24 protein-coding genes are annotated in these 12,853 nt (G+C 28.5%); all 24 read right to left on the bottom strand.

Annotated features, from left to right (window positions below; genetic code table 11):
• Positions 1-156: 156 nt before the first annotated feature.
• Positions 157-918 (bottom strand): sugar phosphate isomerase/epimerase family protein, encoded by a 762-nt coding sequence (locus B3086_RS07010; RefSeq protein ID WP_346893090.1) that lies wholly within the window; start codon positions 916-918, stop codon positions 157-159.
• Positions 896-1,027, bottom strand: a complete 132-nt coding sequence (locus B3086_RS07005; RefSeq protein WP_346893088.1) for a hypothetical protein — start codon at positions 1,025-1,027, stop codon at positions 896-898. The genes B3086_RS07010 and B3086_RS07005 overlap by 23 nt, the downstream gene beginning before the upstream one ends.
• 474 nt (positions 1,028-1,501) lie before the next feature.
• A complete protein-coding gene (locus tag B3086_RS07000) occupies positions 1,502-1,948 on the bottom strand; it encodes an NUDIX domain-containing protein (RefSeq protein WP_346846858.1) in 447 nt (148 codons plus the stop codon).
• 123 nt (positions 1,949-2,071) lie between these two features.
• Positions 2,072-2,383 carry a hypothetical protein gene (locus B3086_RS06995; RefSeq protein ID WP_346893086.1) on the bottom strand — a complete coding sequence of 104 codons (312 nt, stop codon included), beginning with the start codon at positions 2,381-2,383 and terminating at the stop codon, positions 2,072-2,074.
• Positions 2,384-2,463: 80 nt separating this feature from the next.
• The gene (locus tag B3086_RS06990; RefSeq protein WP_346893084.1) at positions 2,464-2,652 is read right to left on the bottom strand and encodes a hypothetical protein; all 189 of its coding nucleotides are present in this window, start codon (positions 2,650-2,652) and stop codon (positions 2,464-2,466) included.
• A gap of 5 nt (positions 2,653-2,657) precedes the next feature.
• A complete protein-coding gene (locus tag B3086_RS06985) occupies positions 2,658-2,789 on the bottom strand; it encodes a hypothetical protein (protein ID WP_346893082.1) in 132 nt (43 codons plus the stop codon).
• A gap of 240 nt (positions 2,790-3,029) precedes the next feature.
• Positions 3,030-3,554, bottom strand: coding sequence for an NTPase (locus tag B3086_RS06980; RefSeq protein ID WP_346893080.1), 525 nt, complete (start codon positions 3,552-3,554; stop codon positions 3,030-3,032).
• Between the two features lie 320 nt (positions 3,555-3,874).
• Complete coding sequence (locus B3086_RS06975) at positions 3,875-4,174, bottom strand: hypothetical protein (protein ID WP_346893078.1); 300 nt, start codon at positions 4,172-4,174, stop codon at positions 3,875-3,877.
• Between the two features lie 100 nt (positions 4,175-4,274).
• A complete protein-coding gene (locus B3086_RS06970) occupies positions 4,275-5,081 on the bottom strand; it encodes a PP2C family serine/threonine-protein phosphatase (RefSeq protein ID WP_346893076.1) in 807 nt (268 codons plus the stop codon).
• A gap of 185 nt (positions 5,082-5,266) precedes the next feature.
• On the bottom strand, positions 5,267-5,758 hold the full coding sequence (locus B3086_RS06965) for a hypothetical protein (RefSeq protein WP_346893074.1): 492 nt from the start codon (positions 5,756-5,758) through the stop codon (positions 5,267-5,269).
• Between the two features lie 77 nt (positions 5,759-5,835).
• Positions 5,836-6,264 (bottom strand): N-acetyltransferase, encoded by a 429-nt coding sequence (locus tag B3086_RS06960; RefSeq protein WP_346893072.1) that lies wholly within the window; start codon positions 6,262-6,264, stop codon positions 5,836-5,838.
• Between the two features lie 84 nt (positions 6,265-6,348).
• Positions 6,349-6,810: a GNAT family N-acetyltransferase gene (locus B3086_RS06955; RefSeq protein WP_346893070.1), complete on the bottom strand. Its 462-nt coding sequence runs from the start codon at positions 6,808-6,810 to the stop codon at positions 6,349-6,351.
• 62 nt (positions 6,811-6,872) lie between these two features.
• Positions 6,873-7,067 carry a hypothetical protein gene (locus B3086_RS06950; RefSeq protein WP_346880338.1) on the bottom strand — a complete coding sequence of 65 codons (195 nt, stop codon included), beginning with the start codon at positions 7,065-7,067 and terminating at the stop codon, positions 6,873-6,875.
• Positions 7,058-7,474 carry an OsmC family protein gene (locus tag B3086_RS06945; protein WP_346880339.1) on the bottom strand — a complete coding sequence of 139 codons (417 nt, stop codon included), beginning with the start codon at positions 7,472-7,474 and terminating at the stop codon, positions 7,058-7,060. Before B3086_RS06945 ends, B3086_RS06950 begins: the two co-directional genes overlap by 10 nt.
• A 72-nt stretch (positions 7,475-7,546) precedes the next feature.
• Positions 7,547-8,059 carry an NUDIX hydrolase gene (locus B3086_RS06940; protein WP_346880340.1) on the bottom strand — a complete coding sequence of 171 codons (513 nt, stop codon included), beginning with the start codon at positions 8,057-8,059 and terminating at the stop codon, positions 7,547-7,549.
• Between the two features lie 284 nt (positions 8,060-8,343).
• Positions 8,344-8,550, bottom strand: coding sequence for a hypothetical protein (locus B3086_RS06935; RefSeq protein WP_346893068.1), 207 nt, complete (start codon positions 8,548-8,550; stop codon positions 8,344-8,346).
• 93 nt (positions 8,551-8,643) lie between these two features.
• Positions 8,644-9,051 (bottom strand): HIT family protein, encoded by a 408-nt coding sequence (locus B3086_RS06930; protein WP_346880342.1) that lies wholly within the window; start codon positions 9,049-9,051, stop codon positions 8,644-8,646.
• 89 nt (positions 9,052-9,140) lie between these two features.
• Entirely contained in the window at positions 9,141-9,359 is a 219-nt protein-coding gene (locus B3086_RS06925) for a nucleotide modification associated domain-containing protein (RefSeq protein ID WP_346893066.1), read from the bottom strand.
• 228 nt (positions 9,360-9,587) lie between these two features.
• Positions 9,588-10,046 (bottom strand): NUDIX hydrolase, encoded by a 459-nt coding sequence (locus B3086_RS06920; protein WP_346878863.1) that lies wholly within the window; start codon positions 10,044-10,046, stop codon positions 9,588-9,590.
• Between the two features lie 23 nt (positions 10,047-10,069).
• The gene (locus B3086_RS06915) at positions 10,070-10,477 is read right to left on the bottom strand and encodes a DUF3795 domain-containing protein (RefSeq protein ID WP_346893064.1); all 408 of its coding nucleotides are present in this window, start codon (positions 10,475-10,477) and stop codon (positions 10,070-10,072) included.
• 5 nt (positions 10,478-10,482) lie between these two features.
• The gene (locus B3086_RS06910; RefSeq protein ID WP_346880345.1) at positions 10,483-10,902 is read right to left on the bottom strand and encodes a DUF3788 domain-containing protein; all 420 of its coding nucleotides are present in this window, start codon (positions 10,900-10,902) and stop codon (positions 10,483-10,485) included.
• 373 nt (positions 10,903-11,275) lie between these two features.
• Positions 11,276-11,764, bottom strand: coding sequence for a GNAT family N-acetyltransferase (locus tag B3086_RS06905; protein WP_346880346.1), 489 nt, complete (start codon positions 11,762-11,764; stop codon positions 11,276-11,278).
• Positions 11,757-12,197, bottom strand: coding sequence for a pyridoxamine 5'-phosphate oxidase family protein (locus B3086_RS06900; RefSeq protein ID WP_346893062.1), 441 nt, complete (start codon positions 12,195-12,197; stop codon positions 11,757-11,759). The genes B3086_RS06905 and B3086_RS06900 overlap by 8 nt, the downstream gene beginning before the upstream one ends.
• 70 nt (positions 12,198-12,267) lie before the next feature.
• Complete coding sequence (locus B3086_RS06895) at positions 12,268-12,678, bottom strand: VOC family protein (protein WP_346893060.1); 411 nt, start codon at positions 12,676-12,678, stop codon at positions 12,268-12,270.
• Positions 12,679-12,853: the final 175 nt, after the last annotated feature.

Genomic DNA, 12,853 nt, shown 5'->3' with positions numbered 1-12,853 from the left:
AAGTTTTATGCACTTTTAATTTTATAAATTATTTGCATATTAAGGTTTCTAGAGTGTTTTGTATGGTGTGAAAATTATACTTCTCTATTACTTCTTACAGACAGTACATCCTTAAAGAATATTGTGTATTAAGTTCAAAGTGAATCATATTTAAACTTATGCTTTTAAGAAATTATTTTCTATAAGCCAAATTATTGAACTTTCCATATCATTTATATTTGTTTCTATTCCCCAAATTGAGTTTGGAGCATATTCCTCTAAAGCGTTACAAATTTCTAAAAAATCAATTGTACCTTTTTTAAACCCTAAGTGCTCATCTTCTTGTCCATAATTGTTGTGTAAATGAACAAATCCTATTTGTTTATTAAGTTTTTTAACCCAATCTAAAACAGATGTTTTTGAATTGCAATGAGCATGACCTATATCAAGACATATATTCAAACGACTATCATTTACTGTTGATACTACTTCAGAAATCAAATCAGGAGTATGCTCAAGCAAATTTTCTATATAAAAAACTGTTTCATCATCTTTATTTCTTAAAAAGTCATCCCAAAATATTTTACTTCTTTTAACCCAATTAGGGGGATAACTTGTTCCAGGTACATAACCATGATGAAGAACTATGTTTTTACAACCTAATTTACGAGATATTTCATATGAATATTCAAATCTGTTTTTTGTAGCCTCTCTTATAAGACTATCTTTACTTCCAAAACATAAATCGGTAAAAGAACCATGTATTGAGCAGACTTTTATATTTTTATACCTTTCTAATTGTTTTTCTATTTCATTTGGATAAGTATTAAAATATTCAGAGTCACTAAATGCATCAATATTTACATTAACATTAAATTTTTCACATAAATCAGCAACTCTTAAATATTCGCCATTGTCACATAATAATATTTCTTTCATTGTAATTACCTCCTGTGAGAAAATGATTGTAATTGCTTTTCATAAAAGCATTTTCATTAGGTTTTTTAATTTTAATGTCTGTAATATCTCTAATGTCACCTTCGTTCATGCAACCACCACCTCATAAGAAATAAGTATCCATTTCACAATATTTTATAATTTTCCATTTGCAAACATAGTTTTATATACTTATTGTAGCATAATTACAATAAAATGTATGTATATAAAAAAGCACCCCTACATAGAGATGCTCTAAATATTACCTTTTACTATTTTTTATATTAAATAACTATTCCCCAAATGATTTTTTTCTTATTCACAAATAATCCTCCTAATTTTATAAGGTAGTTTAAAGATGTTTCACTTATATTTTATAGTTTCAATATTATATACTTATTATAGCATAAATTCTATATAATGTATGTTTATATTTATAAAAGTTACTACTATAAATAACACTTTCTATCTCACAATTAGGCACTTCAATTTCTACACTTCTAATGTCGGTTGCAGTATTCCAATTAAACATTTTAACGTAGTACTCTTACCAGCATCATTAGGTCCAATATGGATTAGCAAATATTTATTCCATACTCTCATTTCCAAGATATACTACCGTTTCTTCATCATTATATAAATTCATTATCTGTTTTCTTAATTTTGAAGGATATAGTGGCTCATTCATAAGATTTTCAATAGGTAACCAATCAAATCCAATTTGATTATAATCACCAGTAATTTGAGCATCAGGTATTTCTTTGATATACTCGCACAAAAATACTAAATCAACTCTATGAAATGATTCCCCTGTTACTCCTTCAATTACAAATTCAAGAGTTTTTGGTTCAACAATCAATCCAAACTCTTCTTTAACTTCTCTTCTAACAGCCTCTTCCAAAGTTTCTTCAGATTCTTGACCACCTCCAGGCATTATATAAAAAATATCACCGTTATCATTGATTTTTGATGCTAACATTTTCCCATCTTTAATAATCAATGCCTTTGCAGAATTACGTATTTTTCTTTCCATTCTCTTACTCCTTTTATATCTACAAATATAAATAATATTTACTTCGTTCTATCCTATAATTTTTCATTCACAAACATGGTTTCATATACTTATTGCAGCAGAATTACAATAAAATGTATGTATTTAAAGCATCCTATCAACTATTTCATTTATAGCATCAATTACTATCTGAGGCTTATCCTTCTGTATATAATGACCACATTCTTTAACCATGATGTGTTTACTATAATCCGATAATGTTACTAGGTCATTTTGATAGCTTAACCAGGTTTCTTCCGAAATGGCAGCAGACTCTTCACCTTTATGGTCAGCAGTAAGTACAATTATTGGAATATTCCTTAAAGCATCCTTTTTTCTTATTTCTTTTACTTGCTTAGCACTCATTAATAATTTATCAAAAGTTTGCTCTTCTCCAATCAATTGTTTTCTCACCATTTCTATTTCTTCAGCAGAAGAACGGTTTACCCTATCTTCAAATTGATTTTCATGTGAACAGTCAATAAATATAATACCAGCTAATTCTTTAGGGTATGTAACTCGTGAACTTGCTCTAAACTTGTTCTTGATAAATCACCTGTAGCACTATTTCTCAGCTGTGCTCTATCATAAGAAAATGTTATTGTAGTTTTTGAAATTTCTTGCTGAACTAACTTCCAAACTCCATTATCATCGCCTAAACCTGATTCAAATATCACAGTTGGCATTCCTTTCACCTCACATTTATGTTTATTTCTTTATCTTCAACATTCCAGTGACATTGATTCTGTTTCCAGTTAATATCATGACTTACAAAATCTATATTCACATTCCCATCACTTAATACTTTTACTCTATCATCCATATTAGATCTATTTCATAAATTCATATTTTAAAGTAATTTTAATAAAAGCACCCCTACATAGAGATGCTCTAAATATTACCTTTTACTATTCTTTATATTAAATAACTATTCCCAATTTAATCATTCTATTCTCCTTCATTTTTAAAATATTAAAAGTAAGAGTAGAATACACTCATGAAGTTCACCCTTTCTATTGCTTTTCTAATAATATATTTTATACTATTAGAAAACTCTATTAAGCTAAATTAATCCTTGTATTTCATGAAATATGTCTTCTAAAATAGTATTCCTATTTTCATTATTTATTGAATAAATTTTAATTCCAGGAAGTTTTTTTATCTCATCTATATCAGGATGTTTCTCATTAAAAATTGTTCCTATAACACAATTAGTACCACTTAGAATATTACATATTTGCTGTTTGAATTTTGTTGATAATAATTGAATAGGACCTATTTCATCAATAATGATTATTTTATTTCTATTAGAATAATTGCTAATAGTTTGTAATGCAAAATCCTCAAATACTTTTATATTGATACCATATCTGCCTATTCTAACATCACTTGGCATATCAACATCCGCTATTCTTTGCCGTTTACCATCTAAACTTACGCAATCAAATCCAATTCTATCAAAATCATTTTTTACTTCCTCAGTATAAAAACCTATACAATTGCATTCTCCTATCATTTGAATAATCTTTTTTAATATTGTAGTTTTTCCGATTCTAGGTTCACCTGATAATAATACTTTAGTCCCCATTTTATTCTCCTTATTATTAAAAATAATAGTTCTCAAATAGTTTACTGTAATTTGGGTAATTATCAGCTTTACAACTAAGTGTAAATACTCCATTTGTACTTTTGGGTTACTTTTTTATATTATATTTTTTAATATAATAGTTAACGCTTAATTTAATACTATTAGGATGTAATTATAACATATTTTGCAAATACCGTACTATTCAATTTTCAAAGATAATTATATAAGAATGTAGTGTGGTACCACCAATTGGTTATTTCGCTATTTCCTTGAATTGCGAATTAAAATTTATAATACTTTTCATAAGTATCTGGATAAACTTATTTTATTCCTTTTATAAAATCTTCATCTGAATACCCATTATTAATAAGCCACATTTTAAATTCGCCAACTGTTTTTATTTCATCTTTCCCTTTTTTAATTGAGTTAACGAATTGTGGACATCCTTGTACATGTCTAAATTCCTCAATTTCATAAGTATTGTTAATATGATTATTAGTCAATACTATTAGCTTTCCATTCCCTAAACCATAATCATCAAGCCAATAAGGATTAACTGTTGCACCTATATATTCAATACCATCTTTACCTATATTACTTGCTTTAATATATTCAAACATTCACATATCCTCCTTCGCATTTTTATCACATTGCGAAATAAAGCCTATGCTAATTTTTGATATGAGATTTGTATTTAAAATATTTAACTATAAGGGGGGATTAGCCAGTAGGTTTTGGTGCATCATGATTATTAAAATAAGACCAACCAATTATCGTAGCACTATCTCTACCTTTTTGTTTATGCACCTCATTAAAAACTCTTGATATATTTTGGGATATACTACTATCAAATGTTAGCATTTCACATAATTGTTTGCCATTTTCAAATGTTCTATTTCCACATTCTAATACTCCGTCAGTAAGTAAATATATGTAGTTCTGACCTTCTCTTAATAATCTCGTTCCTGTTGTATAGCAAGGAATATCTAAGTCAAAAGTATTTACTTTTCCAACCCACTCATAGAATTGTCTTTGGTTAAGTGCGAATTGATTTAATTCTATAAGTTCTGGATGAAATAAATATACAAGATTATCTCCTATAGACATCCACCAAAGATATTGTTCTTTTTGAGCTACTATTAGGCATGCAGTCTCGCCTTTTATATACTTACACTTTTCTTTAAATTCTTTACTGTTAAATATATTAAAAAAGAATTTATGCAATTGTGTAAAAACATTCTGAATTGGCATATCTAAAATTTGCTCTAAATGATATTGTTCTTTTTTTATTGTTTCAAGAACTAAGTTAGCACTTTCGCTTGTTGCATGTGCATCAAGTAGCAGGGCAAATCGCCAAGCATTGTCACTGCTACAAAGCATCAATGCACCATCCTCATTTTTATATGCACCACTATCAGAATTACCTCCATAGTACCCAAGAGTTATTTCTCCACATATTCTAATTGTATGTTTATTGAGAGACATATCTTCATTTCCAAGCCAATAAAGCCTATTGTTATCAGTCACAAGTCCACCCCCTAAAAGAGAATACATAAATTATTTAGTATGTAATATTTTACAATTTTTCATTTGCAAACATAGTTGCATATACTTATTGTAGCATAATTACAATAAAATGTATGTATGTAAAAAAGCACCCCTACATAGAGGTGCTCTAAATATTATCTTTTACTATTTTTTATATTAAATAATTATTTTAACTCTTCCATAACTTTCCTAATATCAAAATCCTTATCTAGGATTTTATAATATTTTTCCTTATATTGATCTTGTTCTTGAAAACCAATTACGTTATCATCATAAAATGTAATATAAAATACACCTTCAGTATAAGTAGTATATTCATCTTCATCATAGCTTGCTACAAATTCAAGACTATACTTAGACCAATCCTTAGGCCTCCTAGCTTTTTTATAAGACAACTCATCAATTATACTGACTAACTTATCTACTTCGCCATCTTTAGTATTATCTATACAAGTAAAATTATCTAGCAAATCTGAATCTATTTCATTTTCTAGTATATAGGTATAGTCATACGCACGTACTTGTTTATAGGTGTAGTCATAGTTGGTTTTTGACATTAAGTTATTTTTAGGAAAAATATATGGTATGTCAATCCATACAATTGTAGCAAAGAAAATTAAAATAACTATTCCCCAAATGATTTTTTTCTTATTCACAAATAATCCTCCTAATTTAAAAGCGTGTTGCAGAATTTTTTTTGCAATACGCTTTCTTATGTTGATTATATATTAAACTATTTTTCACCAAAAGACATAGTATACTCTATCTCTTTTGTGTCCTCATGAACACGTTCATCTACAACTATAAAATTGTTTTTATCATAGAAGTTTATTGCTCTTTTGTTTTCTCTAAAGACATCTAATAGGAGATATGGATACCTAGATTTACAATGATCTATCAGTTTCTGTCCTACACCTTCTTTTTGATATTCTTTTTTCACAAAAATTCCTGCTATATAATTTTGTTCTACAATTCCTATAAAACCCTTTATAATATTATTTTCTTCATAAACATAAATATCAGCAGATGGCAACATTTGTTTCACCATATCATAATTTTTAATCCAGTATTCTTCCGGTATAAAACTGTGAGCATTAATGTTAGTTTCAAGCCAGATTGCCATTACATCATCTAATTTACTTATATCAAATTTTTTAATCATTCTATTCTCCTTCATTTTTTAAAATATTAAAAGTAAGAGTAGAATACACTCATGAAGTTCACCCTTTCTATTGCTTTTCTAAATTTATGTTGTTCTATTGATATACATTCTTGTCAGATTTTTTTCACCCTCGGCTTGGACCATACACAGAAACTCCCAACCATGACGCTCATAAAAAGACGTGTGGTCTGTAACAAGATAAAGTGTATCAATATTTTTTTCTCTCATATCATCACATACATAGTTCAGCATTTTACCAGCAATTCCTTGACAGCGATAATCATCTTCCACATAAACAGCACATACATTAGGAGTTAAATCTTTTCTGTTATGAAAATCATTTTCTATTACACCAAGTCCACCTACAATTTTATCTCCTATTATTACTATATACCATTGTGGAACAGGAGTTTTATTTTTCATACATTCATCTATGCTTTCAATATATGCTTCAAGGGGAATATTCCACTTTTCATGAAACCAATTTGCCGCGTAGTTTTTCAATTCAGGGTATTCCTGTATTTTTATAATTCTATAATTGCTCATTTTTCACTCCTTAAAAATTAATATTATTACAAGATATTTTTAAATACCGCATTATTCAATTTTCAAAAAAGAACTCTTGTCATATATTTTCTCAGATATTTTCCTGTATAGGATTCATCACACATTACAATATCCTCAGGGGTTCCCACTGTTACTATCTGACCACCATTTTCTCCTGCATCTGGTCCCATATCTATTATATAGTCTGTGGTTTTTATCAAATCCAAATTATGTTCAATTATCTTTTTTAGTGGCATATTATCTTATACTCATAGCTTATGTCAACATTACCTTTTACCATGTTCCAAACAGGGCATAACGACTCTTCCATCAGTTTTATAGTCCTCTCAATCTCATCAGTCTGTACGTCCTTTGATGCAATTTCAAATATTAAATGTATACTTTTAAAATATGTAGGATAGGTTTCTCTTCTTTCACCTGAAGCAATTACTTTTAATTCAGATACAGTTTTGTTCATCTTCCTAAGCAATAAAGCTAAGGTCATCCCACTACAGGTTGCCAGACTCATAAGAAATAGCTCAAGTGGAGTATACCCATCGCCTTCCACGGAATCAATAATTATCTCCTTATTATAACGTGATACCCCTGAAAATTTCACCTTGTCATTTATAAGATCTGCTGTTACTGTCAAATTATTACTCACAATAAAACCTCCTAAAATTACGTTTATACTATTTGAGAATATTTCGAATTACCTCAACGATAAATTTGGAATTTATTGTTGTAAATATCCTTTTTGATTGAAATAGTTTAAATAGCGTTTCTTCTGTGTTTCTATCATTTCTCCAGAGTTTACAAAAGAAATGAAATCTATATCATTTAACCATTTATACGACATAGTTTCCCCCTTTTGAAGTGTTATAGATGTTTTATCACAATCCGTAACGCACAAGAAAGTATAGAAAATACACTTATCATCATCGAAAACAAAATGGTCAACCTCTTCAAAATTTTCTGAAACAATCCCTGTTTCTTCAAGCAATTCTCTTTTTATACACGCCATCTTATCCTCACCTTTAAGTGCAGAACCTCCTGCTGTAGCTTCGTAATATCCACCATAATTACGTTTAGATAAGTCACGCTTCATAAGCAAATAATCGCCATCCTTATGCTGAACAAGAACTTCGCATACCAGATGATATAAACCATCTGGCAATACATCTCCACGAATTAAGTCTATATTGGCACGTGTTCCATCTCTAAAATATCCATCCCAAAATTCCATCATAAGTCCCCCTACAAATTCCTATTTATCTATGCTTTTTTTAATAATCTTTATTCCACCTTAATCTATTATTGAGCATCAATTTATAACCTTCTGTAAATTCAACCTCTTTATTTACATTGGTTCAGTAACTACAAACTTTAATTACAGCATATTCTAAAAATATTTATAATTTTAAGTTCGCACTTTTCTTACAAATTTCTATTTACAAACATGGTTTAATATGATTATTATAGCATAATTACAATAAAATGTATGTATATAAAAAGCACCCCTATAAAGAGATGCTATGTTAAATTATCTAGTAAATCTGAATCTATTTCATTTTCTTGTCTATAGGTATAGTCAAATGCACGTACTTGTTTATAGGTGTAATCATATTTGGTTTTTGACATTAAGTTATTTGTAGGAATAATATATTGTATGTCAATCCATACAATTGTAGCAAAGAAAATGAAAATAACTATTTCCAAAATGATTTTTTTCTTATTCACAAATAATCCTCCTAATTTAAAAGCGTGTTGCAGAATTTTTTTGCAATACGCTTTCTTTATGTTGATTATATATTAAACTTGTCTACTTTTGTTTTAAATTTCTTTATCAAGCATTATTTTTAAATCTTTGGCAATCTCTTGTGAAAAATTATGTTTTTTATCACTAAATGTCCACCCAAATCCGTCTCCCTTATATCTTGGAAAAACATGCATATGGTAATGTCCAATATCATTAAATTCTCCACCATTTTGCATTACACTATAGCCATCAGGAGAATACTTTTCTTTAATTACCTTAACAATTCTTTTAGATAATACCATCATAGAAGTTACTACCTCAGTTGGAATTTCATCAGTATCTAAATAGTGGCTTTTAGGAATTATAAGTACATGACCTTCATTTATTGGCTCTATAGTTAAAAAACACATAATTAAATCATTCTCATATACTAAGTTACATGGTAAGTCACCTTTTACAATTTTACAAAATATACAATCCATAGTTACCTCCTTAATTATTCTTAAACTTTCGTATTATTCTACTATTGTTCATTATTACTCTCCATCTTTATTTTCTATTTCAATGATAGTCATGATAGCGTATCAATAATGCTCTCATCTTTTACCTCGGCGCCCTGCTTAATTAATTGCTTATATCTTCGTAATTTATCTTCCAATCTTATTGCAGGCATAGTCAAACCATACTCTTGAAATCCTTTTGTAAAACTATCTCCATAATCTTTATTCTTTGCGGTATATATTTCATTTAATTCTCCACATATTTTCTTATGTTGATCAATTTTTTCCATATAAAACACTCCTTTCATATGATTCGTAATTTCATGCTATTATAATGTAATTATAACATATTTTTCAAAAACCTTACTATTCAATTTTCAAAGAACAAATCTCAATACTGTTTCACTTTATCCTTGAATTGCGAAATAAAAAATACCGTATATTCAGTTTGAATCGTACGGCATTTTCATAAATTATTCGATTTTATTTTTAGTGAGCTATTTATATTTTTCACAGCTTTACATTTCAATTACTTCACTATATTGAATATCATTTTTATAATTATCAAGAGCTATTTTTCTAATATCAATAATTTCATTTGGAAGATCATCTATTTTAAACCATCTCAATTCTGAGCACTTATCTGGTTCTATGACTTTAGGTATACCATGATACTTATTAACGACAAAATAAATATCATAATAAGTTCTTCCTCCAGTATTGCTAACACGATGAGATAGATGAACAAAAGATAAATCTTTAATTTTCACATCAATCCCTAACTCTTCTGCACACTCTCTTACAACAGCCATTTTAGCCGTTTCACCTTCATCCACATGTCCACTTGCTGCTATATCCCACTTCCCGTCTTGATAACCAGTATTTTTTCTACGATGCAATAAAATTTGTATAGTATCATCCTTCGCTTGTAAAATAATTGGAAATATCGCTGAAAATGACTTAAAATGTTTTCCCATTTTTCACCTCTTCAAATTATTTATTAAAATTTATTTTTCTTATACTCGTCAATTCTTGATTTATTATCATAAGCAAGTAAATACTCATTATATTTAGAAGCATCATAGTTTTCTCCTAATTTTTCTTTTGCTTCATTTGCTGAAAGTCCTTGCCTTTGATTAAAAGTGGAACAGGGATATTTGTTACATTCTCCACAATGATTTAAATTTTCTTCTATAACGCATTTTCTTACAGGACAATTGGTATCAATAAGTTTTCGATTTTCTTTTTCACATCTACATCCATCACAATGTATATCTTCTGCTAAAATATCAAGGCCATAATAATCCTTCCATGCTTTTGAAAGTTCTTTTCGCTGATCATTTTCTTTTATATTTGGTTCAAATGCTTTGCATAAGTCGCAACAATATCCACATCTTGTTATATTCATGATAGTTACGCTCTCTTTCTATTTGGTTTTTTCTTTATAAATAATAATCTTTCTATATCTGCAATTACTGTGTTATTTATTACATCTAAATATAACCATTTCCCATCATGATACTGGCGAGTATTATCATAGAAATTATTAATATATTCAGAGAAGTCTTTCCTTGAAGTTTCAAACTTTTCTCGTTCATTCTTTCCCAATATAATTAAAACTATCATACCTTTTTCTCTTGGATACAACGCACAAAATGTTTTTCCACTCTTACGATATTTTAATTCAAAAACACCTGTTTTCCCACCATTATCCCATAGCATATCCGTATCGTAATTATCCTTAATGAAGTTATTGATAGCACACCAAGTTTTAAATACATCTTCTTCCATTAATTGATTCAATTCCTCTTCTGTTGGTACTTTTTCAAGCATAAGTATATCCCCCTTTTTATAAATTCAAATAATTGAAACTTATATAATCATCATTGTCTCCTATAGATAAGTATGTATATTTATTACCTTGATAGGTTCATAATATCTTACAATTTTTCATTTGCAAACATAGTCACATATACTTATTGAAGCATAATTACAATAAAATGTAATATAAAACACACCTTCAGTATAAGTAGTATATTCATCTTCATCATAGCTTGATATAAATTCAATTTGAATAATACGGTACTGTAAATAAATTGTTTAATTGTATATTAGTTTGTCCATTTAAGAACGGTACGACATAACTGAATAAAAAATATGTTATATCCACCCTACAAATTGGAATTTGATGAACTTCTCATTATACTCATATCTCTTTTTGATAATAAACAGATTCCTTATCTCTGTACATTTCCAAATATCCAAGCTTTTTATAAAATGAATTTGTTCTTATATTCCAAACCGGAGTTTCTAAGCGCCATGTTGTAATCTTTGGAAACATCTTTTCAATATATTTCATTGATTCTAATCCGAAACCTTTTTTATACTCTTTTGGATCTATGAATATTCTTCCCACATACATAATCTCCTTATTTCTTTTATCCTGAAATAAAACGGCTCCGCCAATGAGATAATCCTCCTGCTTTATAGTGTATAAATTATGACTTAACATCATTTTTTTATGCCATTTTTCAGAATCATAATTGGGTGGCCCTCCTACCTCATCGGCACCTACCATTACGTCTGTATCGAAAGCTCTCTTTGAAATATTGGTTACTATTTTGATTTCTTCTGGACTCGCTAACTTAATATCCAATTCACTCACCATCTTTCTTAAAAATCTAATATTATCCAATTCTATAACTCTTTTTATTTAGTACATCTATATATTCACGCCCATTATTATTCCAACACTCAACTTCAGTAATATCCACTTCAATGAGTACCATATTTTTATATTTAGCCCAATACATAAATTCCTTATCAAGATGCTCACATCTCTCTAAAATTTCTTTATTTTCATCACTTAATGGATGTCCTAATATGACTGCTCTTCCTTGTATTTGTACATTATTAAAACACATTGCCACTAAAGGATTTTTAATAATTTGTTTATATTTCGCATAAGCTTTCGAAGTCATAAAATATATTTTCAATTCATTTGATGTGCAGTAAACAGTTCTAGCAGTAACTTTTCCATTTTCGCAGGTTGCTAATACAACATTTTTTTGTTCTTTCAATCGATCAATTATTTTAGCCCTCATCTCTGTATATTCAAGACTCCTCATTACTTTTCACCTCACAAAATATAAATAATCTTCTCTACAAATTACACACTAACATCACTTCAAATTATCATTACTCTACATGGTAGGTATCGTCATTACCTGAACATATTTCAATAAGGTTTCCTTCTGGATCTGCAACATAACAAATTCGCATACCATAAGATTCAGTAGTAGGTTTATAAACTGGCTTTGCTCCTGCATTTATAACACGTTGAAATTCTATATCTACATCAGAATAGTTAGGAACATCAAAACAAAGCTCCATATTGCCATTTATGCCTTTATTCCAATGGTATACCTCAGGTATAGATTCTTCAAAACCTTCTCTTGTGCATAAAATAAAATGATGAATTTGTCCTTCCATTTCAATAGCTGTAAATCCACTGCCATCCCAATTTATATTTAATCCCATTACATCTTTATAAAATTTAACCATGGTTTCCATGTTATTGACATATAATCCAATTGCTCCAAATCTCATTGTTATACCTCCGTTAATTCAAATAATCTTTTAGTTCACCACAAATTATAATTATTCACTTACATTTACAGTTTTATATACTTATTGTAGCATAAATACTATATATTGTATTTTAATATTTGAAAAAATCACTTCTATAAAGAGGTGCTCTAAGTAGCGTATGATTAATTTTTCA

Source organism: Clostridium sp. UBA871, from assembly GCF_002295255.1.
GTDB classification, from domain to species: domain Bacteria; phylum Bacillota; class Clostridia; order Clostridiales; family Clostridiaceae; genus Clostridium_J; species Clostridium_J sulfidigenes.
The sequence above is the reverse complement of the archived record's forward strand: the minus strand, read 5'-3'. Positions and strand labels throughout refer to the sequence as shown.

Coding starts and splice junctions, on each gene's coding strand:
- B3086_RS06990 (WP_346893084.1), bottom strand. CDS start 2,652: ATGCCAACTGTGATATTTGAATCAGGTTTAGGCGATGATAATGGAGTT.
- B3086_RS06930 (WP_346880342.1), bottom strand. CDS start 9,051: ATGGATTGTATATTTTGTAAAATTGTAAAAGGTGACTTACCATGTAAC.
- B3086_RS06915 (WP_346893064.1), bottom strand. CDS start 10,477: ATGAATATAACAAGATGTGGATATTGTTGCGACTTATGCAAAGCATTT.
- B3086_RS06920 (WP_346878863.1), bottom strand. CDS start 10,046: ATGGGAAAACATTTTAAGTCATTTTCAGCGATATTTCCAATTATTTTA.
- B3086_RS07010 (WP_346893090.1), bottom strand. CDS start 918: ATGAAAGAAATATTATTATGTGACAATGGCGAATATTTAAGAGTTGCT.
- B3086_RS06995 (WP_346893086.1), bottom strand. CDS start 2,383: ATGGTGAGAAAACAATTGATTGGAGAAGAGCAAACTTTTGATAAATTA.
- B3086_RS06895 (WP_346893060.1), bottom strand. CDS start 12,678: ATGAGATTTGGAGCAATTGGATTATATGTCAATAACATGGAAACCATG.
- B3086_RS06985 (WP_346893082.1), bottom strand. CDS start 2,789: ATGGATGATAGAGTAAAAGTATTAAGTGATGGGAATGTGAATATAGAT.
- B3086_RS07005 (WP_346893088.1), bottom strand. CDS start 1,027: ATGAACGAAGGTGACATTAGAGATATTACAGACATTAAAATTAAAAAA.
- B3086_RS06955 (WP_346893070.1), bottom strand. CDS start 6,810: ATGAGCAATTATAGAATTATAAAAATACAGGAATACCCTGAATTGAAA.
- B3086_RS06960 (WP_346893072.1), bottom strand. CDS start 6,264: ATGATTAAAAAATTTGATATAAGTAAATTAGATGATGTAATGGCAATC.
- B3086_RS06975 (WP_346893078.1), bottom strand. CDS start 4,174: ATGTTTGAATATATTAAAGCAAGTAATATAGGTAAAGATGGTATTGAA.
- B3086_RS06950 (WP_346880338.1), bottom strand. CDS start 7,067: ATGCCACTAAAAAAGATAATTGAACATAATTTGGATTTGATAAAAACC.
- B3086_RS06980 (WP_346893080.1), bottom strand. CDS start 3,554: ATGGGGACTAAAGTATTATTATCAGGTGAACCTAGAATCGGAAAAACT.
- B3086_RS07000 (WP_346846858.1), bottom strand. CDS start 1,948: ATGGAAAGAAAAATACGTAATTCTGCAAAGGCATTGATTATTAAAGAT.
- B3086_RS06910 (WP_346880345.1), bottom strand. CDS start 10,902: ATGCTTGAAAAAGTACCAACAGAAGAGGAATTGAATCAATTAATGGAA.
- B3086_RS06900 (WP_346893062.1), bottom strand. CDS start 12,197: ATGAGGAGTCTTGAATATACAGAGATGAGGGCTAAAATAATTGATCGA.
- B3086_RS06940 (WP_346880340.1), bottom strand. CDS start 8,059: ATGATGGAATTTTGGGATGGATATTTTAGAGATGGAACACGTGCCAAT.
- B3086_RS06925 (WP_346893066.1), bottom strand. CDS start 9,359: ATGGAAAAAATTGATCAACATAAGAAAATATGTGGAGAATTAAATGAA.